The sequence below is a fragment of the Saprospiraceae bacterium genome (genome assembly GCA_016717265.1).
Taxonomy (GTDB): Bacteria; Bacteroidota; Bacteroidia; order Chitinophagales; family Saprospiraceae; genus Vicinibacter.
In genome coordinates, this window is the sequence record JADKFX010000001.1 from 3,912,846 (window position 1) to 3,937,500 (window position 24,655).

The following is a 24,655-nucleotide window of genomic DNA, read 5'->3' on the forward strand; positions in this document are numbered from 1 at the left end:
ACTATGGTATTAAATTCTCAATTTGTACATAGACTAAAACATTTTAATTATTCTCGAAATCTGGGTATTTTCTGTCGTTACGACTTTTATAAAATAAATTCCTTTTAAAAAAAGATGTGAATCGATTGAAACTTGATGCTGATTGCAAAATCTCTCTATATAAACTGTCTTCCCTTGTTCATTTACTATATTTACTTTTAAGTCTGCAACCGTTTCTCCAAGTTCAACAATAATTTGATTGCCAATAAAAGAAGGGTATATTGATATTTTAGAATCTTGTGTTAAAACTTCTTTGTTAGCCGTTATTTTTTTAAAACAAACTTCTAATATAGGCCGCTTAATAGGATCTGGATAATCACTTGAACATAGTTTCATACTGTTGAACAATGATTTATCTTCTAAGCTAAGTATCATTCCATAATTGGAAGAAGGATTTTTATACCATTCCTTAACAAAATCCGTAATATCAATATTTGGATAATCCTGAATCATGGAATTACTTGTTTTTAAATATTGTGCTCCCGTCGCCGTTGAATTGGGGGCTGTATTCCAGGTAACTGAATTTTCATCCCAATTCGAAATGATTTTCCGAAGATAACATGCATTATTTCCGGATTGACCTTGATTAGTAGAAAGCGAATTATAAAAAAGGGACATGGATGCATGCTCAATTTCCAAATTTTGTGGAATTTGAGATAAATCGAATTTTAATAAAGAATTTCCTTGGCCTTCGATTCCAAAAAATGTCCAGGAAAAGGAAATCAAATCAGGATAATCCCCATAATTTGTTGAAGGTTCTATAGAAAAAATAAAAGCATCTTGCCCATGAATTGCATCTGGTTGTAAAATCAAACACGTATCCCTTAATGGTATGGTTTCTATGACTAATTTGGGGCGCCTATCTGCTTCATCACAATCGCTTGAACAAAATTTCATACTACTTAACAAGCTTAAATTTTCAAGATCCAAAAGCATTCCAAAATTTTCAGAAGGATTGTTTTGCCATTCTTTTACAAAATCTGTAATTTCAATTTCAGTATAATCCTGGTTGGGCGAACTACTTTGTGGCAAATAAATCGCACCACTAAAAGTGCTTTTAGGCTTAGAATTCCAATTTACTGTATTTTCAGTCCAGGGGGAAATCACTTTTTTAAGATAACATGCATTAAGACCTGCCTGTCCCTGATTTGTGGAGCTTGCATTATGGTATAGAGATAGATAAGCTCTTTTAATTTTGTCTTGAGCGGATAGCTTCGTCAAATCAAACTTTAATAAGGAAATCCCGGCCCCTTCCTGCCCAAAAAAGGTCCAATAGAACGAGATAAAATCTGGATGATCCCCAAAATTTGTAAAAGGCTCTAGTTCGAATAAGAATGCATCCTGACCTTCGCCTGGCCCCGGTTGTAATACAAGCACTTGTGCTCTCAAAGAGAAACCTGCCAGCAAACTACCCAAACAAAAAAACCAAGTGTAAAATTTCATAATCCGATATTTAATACTTTATTAACAAAATTAGATCTAATTCTATTAAAATCAGCAATTCGTTTCCAATAATTTACGTTTTATCACCTGAAAATTAAGGGTTTTCAGTGCTTGAAATACATAAAAAATAAAGATTTGACTTGATACAACTTGAATCGTGTAAATTTTTAGCCTGAACAGAACTTTGATACCTTTGTTTGGATACTTATAACTTAAACCATGTCAAGTAAAGTCATTTTATACTTAGTTTTAAGCAGTTTTATACTTTTTGGAGCTGCAATTTCATTCAATAAAAATTTTGAAATCGCAAAGAACATAGAAATCTTTGTCAATGTCTATAAAGAAATCAATGCAAATTATGTAGATGAGACCAATCCTGCAACCCTTATGAAAACCGGGATAGATGCCATGCTACATCAATTAGATCCTTTTACAAATTATATTACAGAAGTTCAAATTGAAAACTACAGAATAGCAATTGAAGGAAAGTATAATGGAATTGGAGTGCGTGCTAAAAAAATAGGTGATTATGTAACGATTACAGAGGTTTACAAAGACTACCCGGCGTTTAAGGCCGGTATAAAGGTAGGCGACCAGGTGATTGCTATAAATGGTCTGGATGGTAAAGGGAAGGAAAGCGAAGACCTTTTTCAAATTGTTAGAGGAATGCCTAAAAGTGAAGTAGAATTTACCGTAATGAGGCCAGGTATTAAAGAAAAACTCAATTTAAAACTTATCCGAGATGAGGTGAATATCCCAAATGTACCCTATTCCGCTATGGTAAATGATGAAATTGGTTATGTTGTTTTAAGCACTTTCACAGAAAATGCAGGTAAAAACATCCGGGATGCTGTGAAAAAATTGAAAGCTGATCACTCCACCTTAAAATCTGTAATCCTGGATTTAAGGGATAATGGAGGAGGCCTCTTAGGGGAGGCTGTTGAGGTTTGTAATGTATTTATACCACAAGGACAATTAGTGGCCAGTACGAGAAGCAAACTAAAAGAACGGGACCAACAATATAAGACTCAAAATGTACCATTTAGTGCAGAAATGCCATTAGTGGTATTGATTAATAGTAAATCTGCTTCTGCTTCAGAAATTGTTAGTGGAACGATCCAGGATCTTGATAGAGGTGTAATTATTGGTCAAATTTCATACGGAAAAGGACTTGTACAAAATACAAAAGATGTTGGATACAATGCCAAGGTTAAATTGACGATTGCCAAATATTACATCCCTTCCGGCCGCTGTATTCAAAGTGTAAAATATGAGAATGGGGAACCCGTTCATTTACCAGATTCTTTACGGGTAGCATTTAAAACCCGGAATGGTCGGACTGTTTATGATGGCGGAGGGGTACGCCCGGATATTGAATTGCCAGATGCCAATTACCCTGAAGTTGTTCAAAAACTGATAGATCAGGATATGATTTTTAAATACTGCACTGATTATTGTTTGAAAAATCCTGCTCCTGCAGATGCTAAAGGCTTTGAATTCTTAGGTTTTGAAGATTTCTTAAGTTATTTGAATAAAAATAACTTTGATGATCATAATGTGTTGGAAACCAAATTGGAAGAATTACAAAAACTAAGTGAAAAAGAAATTGACAAGGCGATTCAAGAATCATTGAATGGAATTAAATCACAATTAAATCAAAAACAGTGGTTTGAAATTAATAAACATAAAGAATTGATTATCAATATTATAGAAGAAGAAATCGTGAGCAGAAGTTTTTATGAGGAAGGCAGTTTACAAAAACGGATGACGCATGATCCTACAATAGCTGAAGCAATTAGTATTCTAAGTAAACCAGATCAGTATAAAAAAATCCTGACCCAAGGAAAGTGAAGCCAATTATCTTAAATATTGAAACTGCCACTAAGTTTTGCAGTGTTGCAGTATCTAAAGGAGATGAATTGATCTCCATTTATGAGGATTTTAATGGAGACCACACGGCTGTATTAAATACCTTAATAAGAAGTAGTTTAAAGGAGGCAGATATTGATATTCAAGATTTGGATGCTATTTCTGTGAATGAAGGTCCGGGATCCTATACAGCGCTTCGCGTAGGGCTTGTAACTGCGAAAGGCATAGCCTATGCCCTGGATAAGCCATTAATCTTAATATCGGGTTTAGAAGCACTTGCACTAGCATGTCACGGTCAATATCCAGGGAGGGAATTCTACCTATCCATGTTGGATGCCCGGAGGGATGAAGTGTACCTTAGTATATATAATGCTAATATGGAGCAAATAATTCCGCCCCAGGCAGTGATTTTAAATAATGAGCTCAGGGAAATAGTGCAATTACATGAATTCAAATGCGTTATAGGAGGGAATGGAGCACTAAAATGGAATACCTATATCCAAAACTGGCATGTTGAGATAGCAAATGTTGAGAGTTCAGCAAAACATTTGATTCCTTTGAGTTTTAAGAAATATGAACATAAAATCTTTAGTTCTGTAAATCTTGCAAAACCGTTTTATTTAAAAGAACCCAATATTACGGTAGCTAAAGAAAAACTTATAAACCATTGAACTTTAGGCAAGTTTACACGCTTAATATATATAAGCACTTTTAATATATATGGGACCTAAAAATAATTTAAGCCATCTTAACAAATTCGGCACAGTTTTAGCTAATTCTTATCCTGTTATTGCGTATCAACTAAAAACTGTGACATGAGGAATAAAAAGAACGAAACGATTACTCTCAAGAAAGGACCAAAAGAAGTTCAATTAGACTACTCTGATTTAAGGAGGGCTGTATTGGTGCTTCGTGCTGTTAATCACAAACTTCGCCAAAGAGTGATTGACTTGCTCGAGGAGAACGATACGATGACTGTCACAGACATCTACATTAAACTTCGATTGGAACAATCGGTAGCCTCACAACATTTAGCTATTTTGAGAAGAGCGGGAGTTGTCGCAACAGAGAGACAGGGTAAATTTATTTACTATTCTCTCGATAGGGACAGACTAAACCAAATCTCCAAATTGGTGGAGGATTTGGCTGGGTAAAATCCCAGCAAACCATGGATCTTGATCAGGCAATAGTACACACTGCAAGCTTACTAACTGATTTACAGTACCTTAATAAATAAAATAAATATTTAATATTTATTTGCAAATTCAAATAATCTTCTCATCTTTGTTCTGTTAAGGTCAACTACGAAAATCAAAATAAGATACTCTCGATGAAGAAGATTAAGGTTACATTTAATCCTGTCCAACTCGATTATTCCTGTGAGCTCATGCGCGCTTTGGCGCATCCGCTACGGTTGAAAATTCTAGAGTTTATTGACAGGAATGGCTCCGTAAATGTTAATAAGATTTACTCAAGCCTCAAAATTGAACAATCCGTTACCTCTCAACACCTCAGTATTCTCCGAATAACCGGTGTCATTTCCACAGAAAAATTAGGCAAATTCGTGCATTGCAGCATTAATTATCCTTGTCTTGAAAAAGCCGAAAAAGCTGTAAACAACTTTTTAGGTAGAACACAAGCACAGGCTTAATATAGTCTACATTAGCTTTAGGATAAGCTTTTGCTTTGCAAGGCGGAGTAAAAGCTTATCAGAAGCTAGGTTAAACCTGGCTTGTAAATTCGAAATTGAAATTTAAATTGGGCGGTTATATTAAGTGATTATTCATATTAAGCACTCCATTATAACATTCTAAATGGTCTGAGCTTTAACGGATTCACTTGGCTTCAGCAGGTTGTTTTAATTTTTTATAGAAGATAAAAAATAAGCAAATGCCACAAAATATGGAGGAATCGGCTACATTAAATACGGGTCTGAAAAACTCAAACTCCTCGCCTCCCCAGAATGGAATCCAATTTGGAAAATGGCTATTAATCATTGGAAAATAAAACATATCAACCACTTTTCCCATAAGGAAAGAGGCATAACCACCATCGGGTGGGAATAACACCGCTTGTCCTCCATGATATGGAGACGCTGAAAAAATGATTCCATAAAAAAGGGAATCGATAATATTTCCTAATGCTCCAGCCAAAATCATTGAGAATGAAATTATCAAGCCGAAATATTCATTCGATTTGATCATCCTATAGAGTAAATAAAATAAAAAGCTAACTGCTACCAAGCGAAATAAACTGAGGATCAGCTTTCCATATGAGCCCCCTAGACTTAATCCAAAAGCCATGCCCTCATTTTCAACAAAATGAATTCTTGCCCAACTTAATCCAAAGATTAGGAATTCTTCACCCTGTTCCATATGGGTTTTAACCCAAATTTTTGAAGCCTGGTCAATAATTAAAATCAACACAATGGTGATTGCCGATAGTGAAAATAAATTTTTAGACTGCATTTAATGGCAAAATTATACGATTTATATAGAATCGTTAAAAAAAGAAAACTAAATGAAAAACTGAAAACTGAAAACTTTAATTTATGTATTCATAAATTAAAATAATAAAAATGTAACTATCTGATTATCAACATGAATATAATTTTATTATTACTAATGATCAGGTCCTTTACTAATAATAATAAAAATCAAATTATTTGACGAGACATCAAACCCGAATCCATAAAACAAAAAAGTTGATTCATTTTAAAATTAACTATGCTCTACCTTAAAATCTCGATTTTTTCTGATTGAATAAAATTCTTTCCTGTGATTTCAACAATATACATTCCATTTGGAATCGTAGTTGGTATTTGTAAAATATACTGTGCATTTTCATTCGCTTCAAAAATACAGTTTGCAAAAGATTGCCCATTGACATCAAGCAGTTTGAACTTGCATTTATCTACTTTGGTAATCCTGCTTAGAAAATATAATTGATTACCTATTATTGGATTAGGATAGAATTTAAATGCTGAGATCCTTCCCTTTAAAATCTCATTATTATTTACTGTTATATTGCATCCTGGTACAATACAACCATCCGTATCAAAATGTAATAACCAAGGTTTTGTTGTTTGAGATTTACGATCACCAACAAAACCTGGAACAACATAGGTGTTAAAGGGGGTTGGGGTGATTGGGTGCATTTCTACACTCCAGGAGCTTTGATCTGGACCTAATGCATAATACTTTTTATACCATAAGCTATCTCCGTTCGGGCCCACTTTAAACAGAATACCATATGCAGTAGAGTCCCTTGGGGCTTGAGAAACATCTCCAGAAGCAATGTATCCGCTGCCATCCATACATTTTACAAGTGAATAATGTGAAAACAGCTTCATATTATTTGGATTTGGAGCTTGTATTCGAGTTGACCATATTAAGGTATCCCATTCAGGGCTAAATTTCATTATATATGCTATTACATTATCTGTAATCGGACCATTTTGTTTTTCAATGTTTTTATCTATCTGGATGACCCAGGTTAAATCTGGATTTTTGATAATTGCATAATGCTCAAAACCTGCAAATGAAAAATTTAATAATTCCTTTTTTACTAATAATTTTTGAATTTTGTGCGTCAAATCAAATTTTATAAAAGCGGGATAGATCGTATCGGTAGCTTTATTCATTACATATCCGACCAATTCAATATTCTCATTAATTTGGCAAAATATTTTTTTAGGAACAAAATAATAAAATGGATAAACATTAAAATCAAATTGATCCCTTATATTAAATAAAGAATCCAATATTAATATTTTTGCATATCTTACTTTGTCTTTTTGAATTGAATTAATCAATAAAATCCTATTAGGATGCTCTAAAAACCCACCAAAAATTGTTATACCTGTTCCAGAATCCTTTGGTACTTGAATTTCCTTTGCACGAATAATATCCCCATTCTTTATATTAAGCTCATATATTACAGGACTATATAACAGAGAATCTTTTGGATATGAATAAATATAATGGTAATAAATGGAATCATTCTTCTTGATAAATGGAAGTCGGTATAATATGAATGGAGAAACAGTCGTTGGTATCAAATTTTTTTGAAACAATAGCTTTCCGGTATAGTCAAATCGAGCAAAATATGCTTGAATTTTATATTGGCTGCTATCTCCGTTTTCATAATAAGGATAGTTTCCTAAAACTGCGATTCCATTAGAATCTGCTGCAGCTACAAAAAGAATGGATTGTCCTTTATCTCCACCTTTTATTGGAGGAATAATACTGAAAAGGGTTTGACACAAAACGGGTATTCCAAAACAAATAAAAACTATTATACAAATAGTTGATTTCATAAGTTATTTTTTTGGGTTATTAAAAATTCCTTTTGATTTGACTATTTATTTGAATATTACTTTGCTGGCTTCAATCTGATTTCCGGTTAAATCATATATTCTAATAAAATAAATCGAACCACGCAAAAGTGAAGGCAAACAGAGATATTCGTTCAATTTACATTCAGCATTAAATACCTTCTTGCCTTGGTTGTCATAAATACCAATCTTAAAGTTTAATTCTGAATATTCATTTTCAGATAACCTGATTTGGAAACAATCTTCAAATGGATTTGGGATAATTTTAAAATGCGATGCTTCTTTCTTTTTACCGGCTTTAGATTTGGAAGCATAAGGCCATAAAGGCAGAGGCCAATCAATTTGTATGCTATAATACGCATTTAGCCAGGCCCTAAGTTCATTTGAATAATCACCATAAGATTGATGAGCAATTGAATTTAAACCTTGCAATTGTTCTAGTGATAATGCATAAATATTTACAGAATCTGAAACAAAGTCGGCAAGCATTTGGGCTGCATTTACTAAGACCTGAAAGTCATTATTAGCTTCTAAACTGATACCAGATACTAAAGCAATTGCTTCAAAATTTTCGTTATTCCAAAGTTCACTGATTTGATTTAAAGTTATTAACTCTGGATCTAATTTGTTAACCCAGTCAAGATATAGTTGCGATTGCAGATTTATTGCTCTCAAACAACGAAGCGCTTTACTTGAAATTGCTGATTTTTGAAAAGAAAGCTCACTGATTTGTCCTTTTAAAATTACAATTTGAATCGAATCTATTTCCGTTTCCAGTTCTTGATTCTGTAAAACTAATTGATAGTTTAGCGAATCCCATGTCTGCAAGAGTTGAATGGTATCACAATCCTCAATTTGATTATTATCATATTGTCTAACTCCTGATTTATAATCATATAAACAAGTAGCTATAGGTAAATCAGATTCACCTCCTTTAAATTCTCCTTGATATTGAAATTCTTCAAGTGGATTTTGTTGATCAAAATAATTTGTTATTTCTTGTCTTGGATCCGCTGAATTCATAGTAGGACTTGTGCTTGCAACATGCTGATTTCCTGAAGACATATTTTTACTACCCCAACTTGCCTTTAAAGGATACGCATTTGCTGCTACAGCATTTGTCCCATCAGTTTGCCAACGATTGCATATTGCATTGGTTAAACTTTGTGCATTGTACAATTCTAGCTGGCTTCCATAAAATAAGTTATTGCTAAATAGATAGTCGTTTTGTGGTGAAATTATTAAAACATTAAATTTAAAATTATTAGAAAGCCAATTTCCTGAACTTATACCAGTTGCACTTATAGAACCATGTATATAATTCTTATATACATACACATCTTTACATCCCTGTATTCGTATTGCCTGATATTTATCATAACTAGAAATCAGATCTGAATTTTGAATCACCAATCCTGAACCAGAACTACCAAAGGATTCTTGAAATCCTCCTGTGATTTTATCCTGCTCTTTTTCTATAACTGTTTGAAAAGATTCTATTCGTGATTTTGAAATATACAAGGCACCGTAATAAGAAAAAATACCTGTATTCATTCCTGAACCCGAGATGATACTATTTATAATTGATCCTCTGCAATTATTAAGGTAAATTTCACGCAATGCTTTACTTGCACTTGCATCAATTAAACTATTATTCGTAATAAGCAATCCTTGAAGGCCATTTCTGGCATATATTCCAAGACCATTATTTCTAAATACACTATTACTAAATTCGATTTTATCAAAATTAAATGCATTTATACCGTTCTCTGAATACTCTATTATTGAATTACCTAAAACTCGAAGTGCCGGTCCATTTGGAAGTCCAGATCCTGTAGTATATGGGTATAAATAGATACCATCCCAATTGCCAAGCTTGGATAATCCTGGACAATTGGGATATGGGCCATCCTGCTTTGTTATTTTATAATTTATTAAGGTCAACGAACCACTTCCTTCAATCAGTATTTTCTGATTCTTACAAAGTTGCATTGTTCCATTTTGCCAAATTGTTGGTTGATCTATAATAATATCCGAATTCTGGCAATCCACCGGATTGAAATAAGGATCATTTTCACAATCTGTTACCACCGCTGCCTGGAATGAATTAACTATAAATTCATGCATTACTTCATACTGTCCATTTGTAAATTTTTTCTCCTTGCAATTGCCATAGTATGACATCCAATTATCTAAAGGAATTGTCCAATCCAAAGTAGTATCATTACAATCATCTGGATACGAATTAATTTCTTGCTTTTGGAGACAAGCTGAATTATTAAACCAATCCCATTCATCTGCTAAACCATCATTATCTAAATCCATTGTATAGGCGTCTGCAGGGGTATCTGCTATGCCATCACTTTGATGTCCATTAAGATTTGTTCCATCTTTGCATTCCCATGGATGTTCAAATGGTGTTCTGTAATAATCCGGATTACCTTTTCCAAAGGTATGCCACAATCCAAGGGTATGACCCAATTCATGAACTAAAGTTGGAATAGGTCCAGCAGACATTAATATATTATCTCCACGAATTCCTGCACCTCCACCAAATTTGGAAGTAGCATAAATATTGATTGCATTAGCATCATATCCAAATAAACCAGGATTATTCCTAATTTTATACCAAGCAGCAAAACCGGAAGGTATTGTATCTTGGCCTAAATCAACTACATCCGGACAATCACCATCAAATGTAAAATGTATATTTCCTGATTCATATGCAGTATTAAGTCCATTTAACCAATCTGCATAAATCCGTTCTGATGGAACTGTTTCAGATGTAGGACGATTCTCTTTAACAAAATGAAATTTTATCTTAATACAAACTTTAGGAAATTGTGAAGGATTGGAATTGGGATCTATAAATGATTTTGATAACGCTCCAATTTTAGAAGCATCGCAGGGTTCTCCAGATTGACTTAAACCAATACAATTACATATTAAAATAATCATATATATATATATATATGATTTATAAAACATTGTATTTTGGTTAAGTTGTAATCTTGAAAGCAATTTTAGATTTTCCATAGCTCTAATTTTAAATTTATAAAACATTTCCTGTAAATATAAGAAATTGAATCGATTTTTAAAAGCTAAAATAGAATATCATCATCTTATCAAATTACTTTAAACTTTTCAATTTTGATAACGATATTCATTTTAAAGAATTGCAAATAATACAGCAATTAGATTATAATTTACAGCTTTGAAAAACTCAAATCACTAAAAATTGTTTTAGTTCCATGCAAGAATTCAGAACAATAGAAAAGATAATACCTCCACCAAAACCACATATGGTTGGTGATGGTTTTAGGGTCCACCATTTCTTTCCAGGCAATGGGTTTAATGATTTGCACAGAATGAGCCCTTTTTTTATGTTGGATTACAATTCAAAATTTGAATTTAGTCCAAGTGAGAACCCCAGAGGTGTCGGAGTCCACCCACACCGCGGATTTGAGACTGTTAGCATTTCATTTCAAGGCAAAATTGCCCATCATGATAGTGCTGGTAATCATGGTATTATTCAAGATGGTGATGTTCAATGGATGACAGCTGGTTCAGGCGTTTTACATAAGGAATATCATGAAAAAGAATTTAGCAAACAAGGCGGAATTTTTCATATGGCCCAACTGTGGGTAAATCTTCCAGCTCAATTTAAAATGACTACTCCCCGCTATCAGGAAATCACTAAATCAGATATTGCTATATATCCTTTAAATGGTGGAATTGTTGAAATCATTGCCGGAGAATACCAAGGTGTAAAGGGTCCGGCTAAAACCTTTAGTCCGGTGTTACTTTATAAAATTACCTTACAAGCAGGTGGCATTTTTGAAACTACAATTGAAGAATCCTTTAATTGCTGTATGCTGATAATAGAAGGAGAGGCAAGCTATTTCAGTGAAGAACTTGCTACCCAAGATCACCTGGTTTTGTTTAAAAATGATGGCCATAAAGTTCAATTTATAAGCAAATCCGGAGCTACGATGTTATTTATGGCAGGAGAACCCATTCATGAGCCCATTGCAGCATATGGACCCTTTGTAATGAATACTGAGGCGGAAATTCAAGAAGCATTTTTAGATTTTCGAAATGGAAAATTTGGCTATCTTGATGAATAAACTAATTATAAATTGTAAAATAAAAATATATGCTGAGTTACAGAATTATTCTCAACTTTATGGTTCTGTATCCCTATAAGTGTGAAAAAACTGCTACTATCAGCAATACTATTAGTTTATGTTTTAGGTATAAATTCCCAATTGGGAATATTGTACCCTATTAAAACGAATGAATTAAAAGGCGGCGGTGGCTGTTGTTGCGGTCAGTTTAATGAGATTTTCTTTCCAAATCTGGATTTTGAAGCCGGACCTTCGCCTTCTCCAAATACCTTTTTTACTTATGGGGTTGGCTCAAATTTTGGAGGCTGGACGGTAACCCGAGCAACCATAGACCATTGTGATGGAGGCGTTGGTAACTTAGGTGCTGGAAATCCAAATGGCTCCAGCTTTTTCATAGACCTCCACGGGTCACCAGGTTTTGGTGCTATTTCTTATGATTTGTTTGGCCTTACTCCCGGAAACCAGTATCGGATTGACTTTTGGACTGCTCAAAATGGTGGTGGATTTTCATCAGATGGTACTTTGAAAATAGCAAATGGTGTTTGGTTAAATGTTAGTTGGACGGTCAATGTTTCAGGTGCTGTTGCATGGCGCAAAGAATCTTATATGTTTACTGCTTTAGCAAGTGCTGCCACTATGGAGTTTAGTAGTACAGGGCCAATGAATTTTGCTGGAACACTGGTCGATGATATTCATATATTTGAATGCCCTGGCGATATTGAAATGCCAACTATAAATAATTTGCAAAATGATCTTGAAGTTGAGTGTGAAAGTGAAGTTCCAAAAGTCCCAAAATTAGATGTATCCGATAATTGTGATCCAAATCCAATTATTAGTTTCAAAGAAACCAGAGAAAACATTGATCCGTGTACAAAAAAAATCACCCGGAAATGGGAAGTAAAAGATATCTGTGGAAATATAAACATAGAGGAACAAATAATAGATGTTATTGATAAAACACCACCTCAATTTACAAAATTACCAGAAACAAAAATTGTATTCTGTGATAAAGATGTAGTCAAAGAATTTAATGACTGGATTAAAAAAAATGGAAACGGAACTGCCATGGATCTTTGTGGACCTGTTACCTGGCGAACAAGTTTTGATAGAATTCCAAAAAAATATTGCGACACAATACTTACAGAGTTTATTGTTAAAGATCATTGCGGACAAGAAACCTCTGAATTTGCTTCTTTTATTGTTCGTGATACGAGCGCACCAAAATTTATAATTCTGGCACAATCCAAAAATTATGTTTGTATTCCTAATACAATTGATTCTTTAAGAAACTGGCTAAAATTCTTTGGCTTTTCAAAAGTTAGTACCGACTGTGATACCGTAATTCTTTCATCTAATTTTAATGGAGACACTACAAGAAATCCTCTTAAAGTTACTTTTTATGCAAAAGATCGTTGTGGAAATTCAGATAGCACAACCGCAAGTTTTTTATACCGAAGTAATAGCGATACTTTTAGAATTACCGAATACTCTTGTGCTTTTACAAGTAATACTATTGATACGAATAAATATACTGTGAATGGTTGTGATAGTATTGTCATTCATCAAAAAATAAAACGACTTTCTGATTCTACTTTGATTTCTTTAAATACCTGTGATCCAAAACAAAAATTAACCGACACAATCTATTTACTCAATTCAAATGGTTGTGATTCTGTCATTTTTTACCAATATCAATTAAACGCTATTCATCAATCAGTCACTCAGAATTTTAGCTGTCTGATTCAAAATACTTTTAATGATACCATTATTGTCTCCGGTCAATTTTGTGATTCTCTTTTAATTACTGAACATATTCCTTTGCGCAAGGATAGCACAAGCATTCAGGATTTTAGCTGCGATTCAACAAAGCAAGGTGTTGTCGTCACAAATCTCAAAAATAATTTTGGCTGCGATAGTATTGTAACTGTAAATACAATTTTTACTGCTCAACAAATTACACAACTTATCAAACAAGAATGTGGTCTTTCTAAAAATTATATTGACACCACCATTTTTAACTTTGGCAATTGTGATAGTCTCGTAATTACTTCTCACATCGCACTTCGTATAGACAGCAATTTTATACAAAGTGCTACTTGCGATCCAACTAAAACCGGATTCTTCACTAAAGCTTTCTTAAATCAGCTAGGCTGCGATAGTATTGTTATTGAATCCATTCTTTTAAATCCTTCGGATTCGGTTTTTATTTCAAAAAATTCTTGTCTTCTTTCTCAGGCTGGCACCATTACACAAAAACTGAGTAACCGTTTTGGTTGTGATAGTATTATTCAAACAACAACCAGCTTTCTTCCTGCAGATACCCTTTACTTGCAATTGAATACTTGCAATCAAAATAATGTTCGTATCGATACCACAATATTTACAACAGCAACGTGTGATAGTTTAGTCATCACCGATATTCGTTTTACACCTGCTGACACGAGCATTTCAAATTTGTTTACCTGCAACCCTTCGAACGTTGGGATCGATACTTTGATCTTTACAACCAACACCTGCGATAGTGTCGTTTTTCAAACTACAACTTTGCTACCTTCGGACACGACCACAATTTTATTGACTTCTTGTTTGCCTGCTATGGTAGGATTGGATACTTTAATTCTTAATAATACTTTAGGATGTGATAGCGTAATTTTTATGAATACTTCCTATGCGCCGTTGCAATTAAATTATCAACTGGATTCTATTCACTGTTTTAATCAAAACGATGGCGCCTTTAAAATCCTAAATAGTACTGATTTTGGTTCACCCTTTGAAATTTATTTCAATAATACAATTCTTACAAATCAAAATCAAATCAATAATTTAGTTCCGGGTACCTATGAAGTCTTTGTCAAAGACAATCAGGGTTGTTTGACCGATTCTGTTTTGTTTACATTAGAGAATCCAACGGAATTAATTACCGATTTAGGAAATGATCTCGAAGTTAAACAAGGAACTCGTGTGCAACTTAATTTAATATCCAATAAGAATTTACAAACTATTTTTTGGCAACCTACTAATATTTCCAATTGCGTTAGTTGCAATCAAATTGATGTAATCATCGATCAGGATACCTGGGTTTATACACTTGCCATTGATGACCGGAATTGCAGTAGTTTAGACTCCATTTTTATTCGAGTTAAAAAATCTGGGAATGTTTTTGCTCCCAATGTCTTTTCTCCTAATGGCGATAACATCAATGATTATTTCTATATTCAAGGATTTGATCAGGCAATTGTAGAAATCTTATTTATTTATGACCGCTGGGGTAATAAATTATTTGAAACCTATAATGTACCAGTTAATATACCAACAGCTGGATGGAATGGTAAACATCAAAATAGAAACATGAATCCTGGTGTATATATTTATTATGCTAAAATACGAATTCAGGATGTTGATGTGGTGGAATTATTTGGTGATGTCAATTTAATTAAATGATTCAATTTCCTAAAATCTTAAATAATAGACTTTCAATAATTCAAATAGCATTAAGCTGTTTTCTCCTATTCCTGGTTTTTAATTCATATGCACAAATAAATTGTTGTTGTGGAACACCAAATGAGTTAGATTTTCCAGGCTTTGATTTTGAATTAGATCCAATTCCTGCTCCTGCAGGATATAATTATTATTTTGCTGTAAGCAATCTTGGACCCTGGACTATAACGCAAGGAATTGTTGACCACGGCGATAAAGACTATTGTGGAGGTTTAGCTTTTGGCAATCCGAATGGAGCATCAAACTTTATTGATTTGTTTGGCTCTGCACCAGGCGGAAGTACTGTAGGTACTATAGAATACACCTTAACGGGCTTAACTCCTGGTTATGTTTACACAATTGAACTTTGGTATGCTACATTTACGGCAAATGGTAACTTTTCAGCAAATTTAAAAATTGGAAATGGAGCTTGGTTAAATGCAAATTGGACTGCAAATAATCCTGGTAGTGTAATCTGGTTAAAAAAATCGTATTCATTTACAGCATTAGCTGCATCAACAAATTTGTCAATGACTGATACCGGTCCGAGCTCGGCTACTTATGGAATCGGTATGCTAATCGATGATTTAAAAATCTTTGAATGTCCAAATGATCTAGAAAAACCAGTTGTAAACAATCCACAAGATGATTTGGAAATTGAATGTGATAAGGATGTACCGAAAGCACCCAAATTGGATATTTCTGATAGTTGTGATATAAATCCAATCGTTGTTTTTAAAGAAACAAAAGAAATTAGTAATCCTTGTACTTCAAAAATTACCCGTGAATGGACAATTACAGATGCTTGTGGAAATATTACAAAAGAAAATCAGATAATTGATATTATTAATAAAACACCACCTCAATTTACAAAATTACCAGAAAATAAAGTTGTGCATTGTGACCAAGATGTACTTAAAGAATTTAATGACTGGATGAAATTTAATGGAAATGCTATTGCAACAGATGAATGCGGTGCCATAAGTTGGAGATCTTTTATTAGTCGACTTCCAAAATTATATTGTGACAGTATTGTAGTTGATTTTATAGCAATTGATCATTGCGGACAAGAAAATGTTGAATCTGCAACTTTTATTGTAAGAGATACCACAGCACCCAAATTTATTACCCAAGCTCAATCCAAAAATTTCTTTTGCGTTCCTGCTATCAGAGATTCACTTAATGTCTGGTTAATGTCTAGTGGCTTCTCTATAAATACGAAAGATTGCGATACAACTATTCTAAGCAATACTTTTGATGGTGACTCTACTAAAAATCCAATTACTGTTACTTTTTATGCGAAAGATCGTTGCGGAAATATTGACAGTAGTACTGCTATATTCTCTTATCGAAACGGAAGCGATACTTTTAGAATTACCGAATACTCTTGTGCCTTCACTAGTAATACTATTGATACGAATAAATATTCCGTGAATGGTTGTGATAGTATTGTCATTCATCAAAAAATAAAACGACTTTCTGATTCTACTTTGATTTCTTTAAATACCTGTGATCCAAATCAAAAATTAACCGACACAATCTATTTACTCAATTCTAATGGTTGTGATTCTGCCATTTTTTACCAATATCAATTAAACGCTATTCATCAATCAGTAACTCAGAATTTTAGCTGTTTAATTCAAAATGCTTTTAATGATACCATTATTGTCTCCGGTCAATTTTGTGATTCTCTTTTAATTACTGAACATATTCCTTTGCCTACTGACAGTATCATGATTCAGAATTTTACTTGCGATTCCACAAAGCAAGGTGTTGTTGTTACAAATCTCAAAAATAATTTTGGCTGCGATAGTATTGTAACTGTAAATACAATTTTTACTGCTCAACAAATTACACAACTTGTCAAACAAGAATGTGGTCTTTCTAAAAATTATATTGACACCACCATTTTTAACTTTGGCAATTGTGATAGTCTCGTAATTACTTCTCACATCGCACTTCGTATAGACAGCAATTTTATACAAAGTGCTACTTGCGATCCAAGTAAAACCGGATTCTTCACTAAAGCTTTCTTAAATCAGCTAGGCTGCGATAGTATTGTTATTGAAACCATTCTTTTAAATCCTTCGGATTCGGTTTTTATTTCAAAAAATTCTTGTCTTCTTTCTCAGGCTGGCACCATTACACTAAAACTTAGTAACCGTTTTGGTTGTGATAGTATTATTCAAACAACAACCAGCTTTATTCCTGCAGATACCCTTTACTTGCAATTGAATACTTGCAATCAAAATAATGTTCGTATCGATACCACAATATTTACAACAACAATGTGTGATAGTTTAGTCATCACCGATATTCGTTTTACACCTGCTGACACAAGCATTTCAAATCTGTTTACCTGCAATCCTTCGAACGTTGGGATCGATACTTTAATCTTTACAACCAACACCTGCGATAGTGTCGTTTTTCAAACAACAGCTTTACTACCTTCGGACACGACCTCAATTTTAATGACTTCTTGTTTGCCTGCTATGGTAGGATTGGATACTTTAATTCTTAATAATACTTTAGGATGTGATAGCGTAATTTTTATGAATACTTCCTATGCACCGTTGCAATTAAATTATCAACTGGATTCTATTCACTGTTTTAATCAAAACGATGGCGCCTTTAAAATCCTAAATAGTACTGATTTTGGTTCACCCTTTGAAATTTATTTCAATAATACAATTCTTACAAATCAAAGTCAAATCCATAATTTAGTTCCGGGTACCTATGAAGTCTTTGTCAAAGACAATCAGGGTTGTTTGACCGATTCTGTTTTGTTTACATTAGAGAATCCAACGGAATTAATTACCGATTTAGGAAATGATCTCGAAGTTAAACAAGGAACTCGTGTGCAACTTAATTTAATATCCAATAAGAATTTACAAACTATTTTTTGGCAACCTACTAATATTTCCAATTGCGTTAGTTGCAATCAAATTGATGTAATCATCGATCAGGATACCTGGGTTTATACACTTGCCATTGATGACCGGAATTGCAGTAGTTTAGACTCCATTTTTATCCGGGTTAAAAAATCTGGGAATGTTTTTGCTCCCAATGTCTTTTCTCCTAATGGCGATAACATCAATGATTATTTCTATATTCAAGGATTTGATCAAGCAATTGTAGAAATCTTATTTATTTATGACCGTTGGGGAAATAAGATATTTGAAGCTAAAAATGTTCCGGTTAATATACCCACGGCTGGATGGAATGGTAAATTTCATGGAGACCAAATGAATCCTGCCGTTTATATTTATTATGCTAAAATACGAATTCAGGATGGTGATGCAGTTGAATTATTCGGTGATGTCAATTTAATTAAATGAGAAAGAATTATGTCGCTTCTGTACTTGAACAACCAAAAAATTTAATCCTAACATTTTGTATTTGCTTCATTGCACATAATTTCTTATTTAGTCAAAATAATTGTTGTTGTGGTATTCCGGCTGAACTTAGCTATCCAAATCTTGATTTTGAATCTCCTCCTATGGCTCCATCGGGTGGATGGATCGATTATATAGCCGGCGATAATTATAATGGCTGGAATATTACATCTGGTTCTATAAGTATTCACGATCCTGGTCATTTAAATTTAGGTGCTGGCAATCCAAATGGTTCAACACAACATATGGATTTACATGGCTTCAATCAGGGATCTGCATCGTATACTTTAACAGGACTTACCGCTGGAAATATATATACAATTTCTTTTTGGTATGCAATCCATTCCTTCGCATCAAGTGTTTCAGCTAGATTGACGGTTAATGGCGGTTCTTTACTAAATGTTTCGTGGAATGCGTCTAATCCTGGAGATGTGATTTGGCTATCTGCAACTTATAATTTTACCGCTAATGGTTCAACAGCAATTATGGAATTTATTGGAAGTGGATCCACACCATGTTGTGGTATGCTGATTGATGATATTCAAATATTTGAATGCCCAGCTGATCTTGAGGTTCCTGTCGTTTTAAATCCTCCTGAAGATCTGGAAGTAGAATGCGAGAAAGATATTCCCAAGATTATGAATTTAATGTTGAGTGACAATTGTGACCTTAACCCATCTGTAAGTCTTAAAGAAACCATCGAAATTTTTGATTTATGTTTTAAAAAAATTACCCGCAAATGGACGATCAAAGATGCTTGTGATAATATTACAATAGAAGATCAAGTAATCAATATAATTGATAAAAATCCACCTGAATTTACAAAAGACCCTGAAACAAAAATTGTATTTTGTGATAAAGATGTAATCAAAGAATTTAATGACTGGATTAACAAACATGGTAATTCATTAGCAAGTGATCTATGCGGACTAGTAAGTTGGCGAAATAACTTCGAAAGAGTCCCTAAAACAAGTTGTGACACCATCTTGAGTGAATTTATAGCTATCGACCATTGCGGAAAAGAAACTTCTAAATTTGCATCATTTATTGTTCGTGATACGAGCGCACCAAAATTTACAATACAAGCACAATCCAAAAATTATGTTTGTATTCCTAATACAATTGATTCTTTAAGAAACTGGCTAAAATTCTTTGGTTTTTCAAAAGTTAGTACCGATTGCGATACGGTAATTCTTTCATCTAATTTTAATGGGGATACTACAAAAAATCCTCTAATAGTTACTTTTTATGCAAAAGATCGTTGTGGAAATTCAGATAGCACAACCGCAAGTTTTTTATACCGAAGTAATAGCGATACTTTTAGAATTACCGAATACTCCTGTGCCTTTACTAGTAATACTATTGATACTAATAAATATACCGTGAACGGTTGTGATAGTATTGTCATTCATCAAAAAATAAAACAACTTTCTGATTCTACTTTGATTTCTTTAAACACTTGTAACCCAAATCAAAAATTAAGCGACACAATCTATTTACTCAATTCTAATGGTTGTGATTCTGTCATTTTTTACCAATATCAATTAAACGCTATTCATCAATCAGTAACTCAGAATTTTAGCTGCCTGATTCAAAATGCTTTTAATGATACCATTATTGTCTCCGGTCAATTTTGTGATTCTCTTTTAATTACTGAACATATTCCTTTGCCTACTGACAGTATCATGATTCAGAATTTTACTTGTGATTCCACAAAGCAAGGTGTTGTTGTTACAAATCTCAAAAATAATTTTGGCTGCGATAGTATTGTAACTGTAAATACAATTTTTACTGCTCAACAAATTACACAACTTATCAAACAAGAATGTGGTCTTTCTAAAAATTATATTGACACCACCATTTTTAACTTTGGCAATTGTGATAGTCTCGTAATTACTTCTCACATCGCACTTCGTATAGACAGCAATTTTATACAAAGTGCTACTTGCGATCCAACTAAAACCGGATTCTTCACTAAAGCTTTCTTAAATCAGCTAGGCTGCGATAGTATTGTTATTGAAACCATTCTTTTAAATCCTTCGGATTCGGTTTTTATTTCAAAAAATTCTTGTCTTCTTTCTCAGGCTGGCACCATTACACTAAAACTGAGTAACCGTTTTGGTTGTGATAGTATTATTCAAACAACAACCAGCTTTATTCCTGCAGATACCCTTTACTTGCAATTGAATACTTGCAATCAAAATAATGTTCGTATCGATACCACAATATTTACAACAGCAACGTGTGATAGTTTAGTCATCACCGATATTCGTTTTACACCTGCTGACACGAGCATTTCAAATCTGTTTACCTGCAATCCTTCGAACGTTGGGATCGATACTTTGATCTTTACAACCAAGGCCTGCGATAGTGTCGTTTTTCAAACTACAACTTTGCTACCTTCGGACACGACCACAATTTTATTGACTTCTTGTTTGCCTGCTATGGTAGGATTGGATACTTTAATTCTTAATAATACTTTAGGATGTGATAGCGTAATTTTTATCAATACTTCCTATGCACCGTTGCGATTAAATTATCAACTGGATTCTATTCACTGTTTTAATCAAAACGATGGCGCCTTTAAAATCCTAAATAGTATTGATTTTGGTTCACCCTTTGAAATTTATTTCAATAATACAATTCTTACAAATCAAAATCAAATCCATAATTTAGTTCCGGGTAACTATGAAGTCTTTGTCAAAGACAATCAGGGTTGTTTGACCGATTCTATTTTGTTTACATTAGAGAATCCAACGGAATTGATTACCGATTTAGGAAATGATCTCGAAGTTAAACAAGGAACTCGTGTGCAACTTAATTTAATATCCAATAAAAATTTACAAACTATTTTTTGGCAACCTACTAATATTACCAATTGTGTTAGTTGCAATCAAATTGATGTAATCATCGATCAGGATAGCTGGATTTATACACTTGCTATTGATGACCGGGGATGTAATAGTTTAGACTCCATTTTTATCCGGGTTAAAAAATCTGGGAATGTTTTTGCTCCCAATGTCTTTTCTCCTAATGGCGATAACATCAATGATTATTTCTATATCCAAGGATTTGATCAGGCAATTGTAGAAATCTTATTTATTTATGACCGCTGGGGAAATAAATTATTTGAAGCTAAAAATGTTCCGGTTAATATACCCACGGCTGGATGGAATGGTAAATTTCATGGAGAGCAAATGAATCCTGCCGTTTATATTTATTATGCTAAAATACGAATTCAGGATGGTGATGCAGTTGAATTATTCGGCGATCTTAGCTTAATCAAATGAAATTCTTAGTCTCAAATTTTAGAAAGACTCCATATCACTTATGGGTGTTTTATTTGTTTTTATTTTGGTATCAAACTAAAAATGTACAGGCTCAGGTAAAATGCTGTTGCGGCACAGTTCAAGAAATGAATTTTCCTGGTCTTGACTTTGAATTTGGTCCAGATCCCCCACCCGGATGGTTTAATAATTATTTTTCGGGCAGCTTTATGGGTCCTTGGAATATTACAACCGGCAGCGTAGACCATGTTGATAAAGATCATTATATTATGACGAGCTATGGCAATCCAAACGGCCCTTCAAATTATGTTGACTTATATGGATCACCAGGATTTGCCAGTGGACCCGGAACCATGAAGTACCCCCTAACAGGATTAACCCCTGGATATCTTTACACCATTGAATTTTATTATGCAATTTTTTTATTACCAGGAAATTATAGCGCTTCTTTAAGAATAGCAAAAGGAAATTGGTTAAATGTAAGTTGGAGTGCAAATAACCCTGGTAATGTTATTTGGTTGAAAGCATCCTATAATTTTACTGCACAAGCAAGCTCTGCAGATATGGAATTTTCAGATTCAGGCGGTACCCCTTCATATGGTCAGATTGGTATGTTGATCGATGATATAAAAATTTTTGAATGTCCAAATGATCAAGAAAAACCAGTTGTAAACAATCCACAAGATGATCTTGAAGTAGAATGTGAAAAAGATATTCCAAAAGTTCCAAAACTGGACATCACTGATAATTGTGATATAAATCCAGCGGTAAGTTTCAAAGAATCTAAAGAAATTATTAATCCTTGCACTTCTAAAATTACCCGTGAATGGACCATTAAAGATGCTTGCGGAAATATTGCATTTGAAAATCAGATTATAGATATTATTGATAAAACACCACCTGAATTTATAAAATTACCCGAAACTAAGGTTGTGTATTGCGAACAGGATATTGTTAAAGAATTTAATGACTGGATTAAAAAGAATGGATATGCAATTGCAGCCGATGTGTGTGGCGCTGTAAGCTGGAGATTTTATGTAGATCGACTTCCAAAAAAATATTGCGACAGCACGGTAGTTGATTTTATTGCAATAGATCATTGCGGACAAGAGCATGTTGAATCTGCTGCCTTTATCGTAAAAGATACACTCGCACCAAAATTTACAATACAAGCACAATCTAAAAATTATGTTTGTATTCCTAATACAATTGATTCTTTAAGAAACTGGCTAAAATTCTTTGGTTTTTCAAAAGTTAGTACCGACTGTGATACCGTAATTCTTTCATCTAATTTTAATGGGGATACTACAAAAAATCCTCTTAAAGTTACTTTTTATGCAAAAGATCGTTGTGGAAATTCAGATAGCACAACCGCAAGTTTTTTATACCGAAGTAATAGCGATACTTTTAGAATTACCGAATACTCCTGTGCATTTACAAGTAATACAATTGATACGAATAAATATACTGTGAATGGTTGTGATAGTATTGTCATTCATCAAAAAATAAAACGACTTTCCGATTCTACTTTGATTTCTTTAAATACCTGTGATCCAAATCAAAAATTAACCGACACAATCTATCTACTCAATTCTAACGGTTGTGATTCTGTCATTTTTTACCAATATCAATTAAACACTATTCATCAATCAGTAACTCAGAATTTTAGCTGTCTGATTCAAAATACTTTTAATGATACCATTATTGTCTCCGGTCAATTTTGTGATTCTCTTTTAATTACTGAACATATTCCTTTGCCTACTGACAGTATCTTGATTCAGAATTTTACTTGTGATTCCACAAAGCAAGGTGTTGTCGTTACAAATCTCAAAAATAATTTTGGCTGCGATAGTATTGTAACTGTAAATACGATTTTTACTGCTCAACAAATTACACAACTTCTCAAACAAGAATGTGGTCTTTCTAAAAATTATATTGACACCACCATTTTTAACGTTGGCAATTGTGATAGTCTCGTAATTACTTCTCACATCGCACTTCGTATAGACAGCAATTTTATACAAAGTGCTACCTGCGATCCAAGTAAAACCGGATTCTTCACTAAAGCTTTCTTAAATCAGCTAGGCTGCGATAGTATTGTTATTGAAACCATTCTTTTAAATCCTTCGGATTCGGTTTTTATTTCAAAAAATTCTTGTCTTCTTTCTCAGGCTGGCACCATTACACTAAAACTTAGTAACCGTTTTGGTTGTGATAGTATTATTCAAACAACAACCAGCTTTATTCCTGCAGATACCCTTTACTTGCAATTGAATACTTGCAATCAAAATAATGTTCGTATCGATACCACAATATTTACAACAGCAACGTGTGATAGTTTAGTCATCACCGATATTCGTTTTACACCTGCTGACACGAGCATTTCAAATCTGTTTACCTGCAACCCTTCGAACGTTGGGATCGATACTTTGATCTTTACAACCAACACCTGCGATAGTGTCGTTTTTCAAACTACAACTTTGCTACCTTCGGACACGACCACAATTTTAATGACTTCTTGTTTGCCTGCTATGGTAGGATTGGATACTTTAATTCTTAATAATACTTTAGGATGTGATAGCGTAATTTTTTTGAATACTTCCTATGCGCCGTTGCGATTAAATTATCAACTGGATTCTATTAACTGTTTTAATCAAAACGATGGCGCCTTTAAAATCCTAA

The 24,655-nt window shown here is 33.5% G+C and carries 13 protein-coding genes (1 of these 13 running past the window's edge); 9 read left to right on the forward strand and 4 right to left on the reverse strand.

All coding sequences use genetic code 11. The features are described from left to right. Nucleotides 1-33: 33 nt before the first annotated feature. A complete protein-coding gene (locus tag IPO86_15345) occupies nt 34-1,482 on the reverse strand; it encodes a DNRLRE domain-containing protein (protein MBK9729484.1) in 1,449 nt (482 codons plus the stop codon). 219 nt (nt 1,483-1,701) lie between these two features. Here IPO86_15345 and IPO86_15350 point away from each other — a divergent pair, with 219 nt between their 5' ends. The 4 genes from IPO86_15350 to IPO86_15365 all read left to right on the forward strand — a co-directional run bounded on the left by IPO86_15350 (nt 1,702) and on the right by IPO86_15365 (nt 5,002). Further along, nucleotides 1,702-3,333, forward strand: coding sequence for a S41 family peptidase (locus tag IPO86_15350; GenBank protein MBK9729485.1), 1,632 nt, complete (start codon nt 1,702-1,704; stop codon nt 3,331-3,333). Continuing rightward, nucleotides 3,330-4,022, forward strand: a complete 693-nt coding sequence (gene tsaB, locus IPO86_15355; GenBank protein ID MBK9729486.1) for a tRNA (adenosine(37)-N6)-threonylcarbamoyltransferase complex dimerization subunit type 1 TsaB — start codon at nt 3,330-3,332, stop codon at nt 4,020-4,022. Before IPO86_15350 ends, tsaB begins: the two co-directional genes overlap by 4 nt. Nucleotides 4,023-4,166: 144 nt before the next feature. Then, on the forward strand, nt 4,167-4,505 hold the full coding sequence (locus tag IPO86_15360) for a helix-turn-helix transcriptional regulator (GenBank protein ID MBK9729487.1): 339 nt from the start codon (nt 4,167-4,169) through the stop codon (nt 4,503-4,505). Between the two features lie 176 nt (nt 4,506-4,681). Continuing rightward, the gene (locus tag IPO86_15365) at nt 4,682-5,002 is read left to right on the forward strand and encodes a helix-turn-helix transcriptional regulator (GenBank protein ID MBK9729488.1); all 321 of its coding nucleotides are present in this window, start codon (nt 4,682-4,684) and stop codon (nt 5,000-5,002) included. Between the two features lie 184 nt (nt 5,003-5,186). Here the strand turns inward: IPO86_15365 and IPO86_15370 are convergent, their stop codons facing one another. From IPO86_15370 to IPO86_15380, 3 genes are all read right to left on the reverse strand, one after another. After that, nucleotides 5,187-5,819 (reverse strand): lipoprotein signal peptidase, encoded by a 633-nt coding sequence (locus tag IPO86_15370; GenBank protein MBK9729489.1) that lies wholly within the window; start codon nt 5,817-5,819, stop codon nt 5,187-5,189. Between the two features lie 263 nt (nt 5,820-6,082). Next, nucleotides 6,083-7,669 (reverse strand): T9SS type A sorting domain-containing protein, encoded by a 1,587-nt coding sequence (locus tag IPO86_15375; protein ID MBK9729490.1) that lies wholly within the window; start codon nt 7,667-7,669, stop codon nt 6,083-6,085. A 45-nt stretch (nt 7,670-7,714) separates the two neighbouring features. After that, nucleotides 7,715-10,723 carry a right-handed parallel beta-helix repeat-containing protein gene (locus tag IPO86_15380; GenBank protein ID MBK9729491.1) on the reverse strand — a complete coding sequence of 1,003 codons (3,009 nt, stop codon included), beginning with the start codon at nt 10,721-10,723 and terminating at the stop codon, nt 7,715-7,717. Nucleotides 10,724-10,938: 215 nt separating this feature from the next. Here IPO86_15380 and IPO86_15385 point away from each other — a divergent pair, with 215 nt between their 5' ends. The 5 genes from IPO86_15385 to IPO86_15405 all read left to right on the forward strand — a co-directional run. Then, nucleotides 10,939-11,814 carry a pirin family protein gene (locus IPO86_15385; GenBank protein ID MBK9729492.1) on the forward strand — a complete coding sequence of 292 codons (876 nt, stop codon included), beginning with the start codon at nt 10,939-10,941 and terminating at the stop codon, nt 11,812-11,814. An 81-nt stretch (nt 11,815-11,895) separates the two neighbouring features. Then, on the forward strand, nt 11,896-15,255 hold the full coding sequence (locus IPO86_15390) for a gliding motility-associated C-terminal domain-containing protein (GenBank protein MBK9729493.1): 3,360 nt from the start codon (nt 11,896-11,898) through the stop codon (nt 15,253-15,255). Beyond that, a complete protein-coding gene (locus IPO86_15395) occupies nt 15,252-18,629 on the forward strand; it encodes a gliding motility-associated C-terminal domain-containing protein (protein MBK9729494.1) in 3,378 nt (1,125 codons plus the stop codon). The genes IPO86_15390 and IPO86_15395 overlap by 4 nt, the downstream gene beginning before the upstream one ends. Continuing rightward, on the forward strand, nt 18,626-21,976 hold the full coding sequence (locus IPO86_15400; GenBank protein ID MBK9729495.1) for a gliding motility-associated C-terminal domain-containing protein: 3,351 nt from the start codon (nt 18,626-18,628) through the stop codon (nt 21,974-21,976). Before IPO86_15395 ends, IPO86_15400 begins: the two co-directional genes overlap by 4 nt. Then, nucleotides 21,973-24,655, forward strand: the 5' portion of a protein-coding gene (locus IPO86_15405) for a gliding motility-associated C-terminal domain-containing protein (protein ID MBK9729496.1). The gene runs 695 nt beyond the window's last position; the window shows 2,683 of its 3,378 coding nt (coding positions 1-2,683); it begins with the start codon at nt 21,973-21,975; the stop codon falls past the right edge of the window. The genes IPO86_15400 and IPO86_15405 overlap by 4 nt, the downstream gene beginning before the upstream one ends.

What these genes read in the sequence shown, in the direction of transcription:
- IPO86_15345 (MBK9729484.1), bottom strand. Translation starts at nt 1,482, where the DNA reads ATGAAATTTTACACTTGGTTTTTTTGTTTGGGTAGTTTGCTGGCAGGT.
- IPO86_15350 (MBK9729485.1), top strand. Translation starts at nt 1,702, where the DNA reads ATGTCAAGTAAAGTCATTTTATACTTAGTTTTAAGCAGTTTTATACTT.
- IPO86_15360 (MBK9729487.1), top strand. Translation starts at nt 4,167, where the DNA reads ATGAGGAATAAAAAGAACGAAACGATTACTCTCAAGAAAGGACCAAAA.
- IPO86_15365 (MBK9729488.1), top strand. Translation starts at nt 4,682, where the DNA reads ATGAAGAAGATTAAGGTTACATTTAATCCTGTCCAACTCGATTATTCC.
- IPO86_15370 (MBK9729489.1), bottom strand. Translation starts at nt 5,819, where the DNA reads ATGCAGTCTAAAAATTTATTTTCACTATCGGCAATCACCATTGTGTTG.
- IPO86_15375 (MBK9729490.1), bottom strand. Translation starts at nt 7,669, where the DNA reads ATGAAATCAACTATTTGTATAATAGTTTTTATTTGTTTTGGAATACCC.
- IPO86_15380 (MBK9729491.1), bottom strand. Translation starts at nt 10,723, where the DNA reads ATGGAAAATCTAAAATTGCTTTCAAGATTACAACTTAACCAAAATACA.
- IPO86_15385 (MBK9729492.1), top strand. Translation starts at nt 10,939, where the DNA reads ATGCAAGAATTCAGAACAATAGAAAAGATAATACCTCCACCAAAACCA.
- IPO86_15395 (MBK9729494.1), top strand. Translation starts at nt 15,252, where the DNA reads ATGATTCAATTTCCTAAAATCTTAAATAATAGACTTTCAATAATTCAA.
- IPO86_15400 (MBK9729495.1), top strand. Translation starts at nt 18,626, where the DNA reads ATGAGAAAGAATTATGTCGCTTCTGTACTTGAACAACCAAAAAATTTA.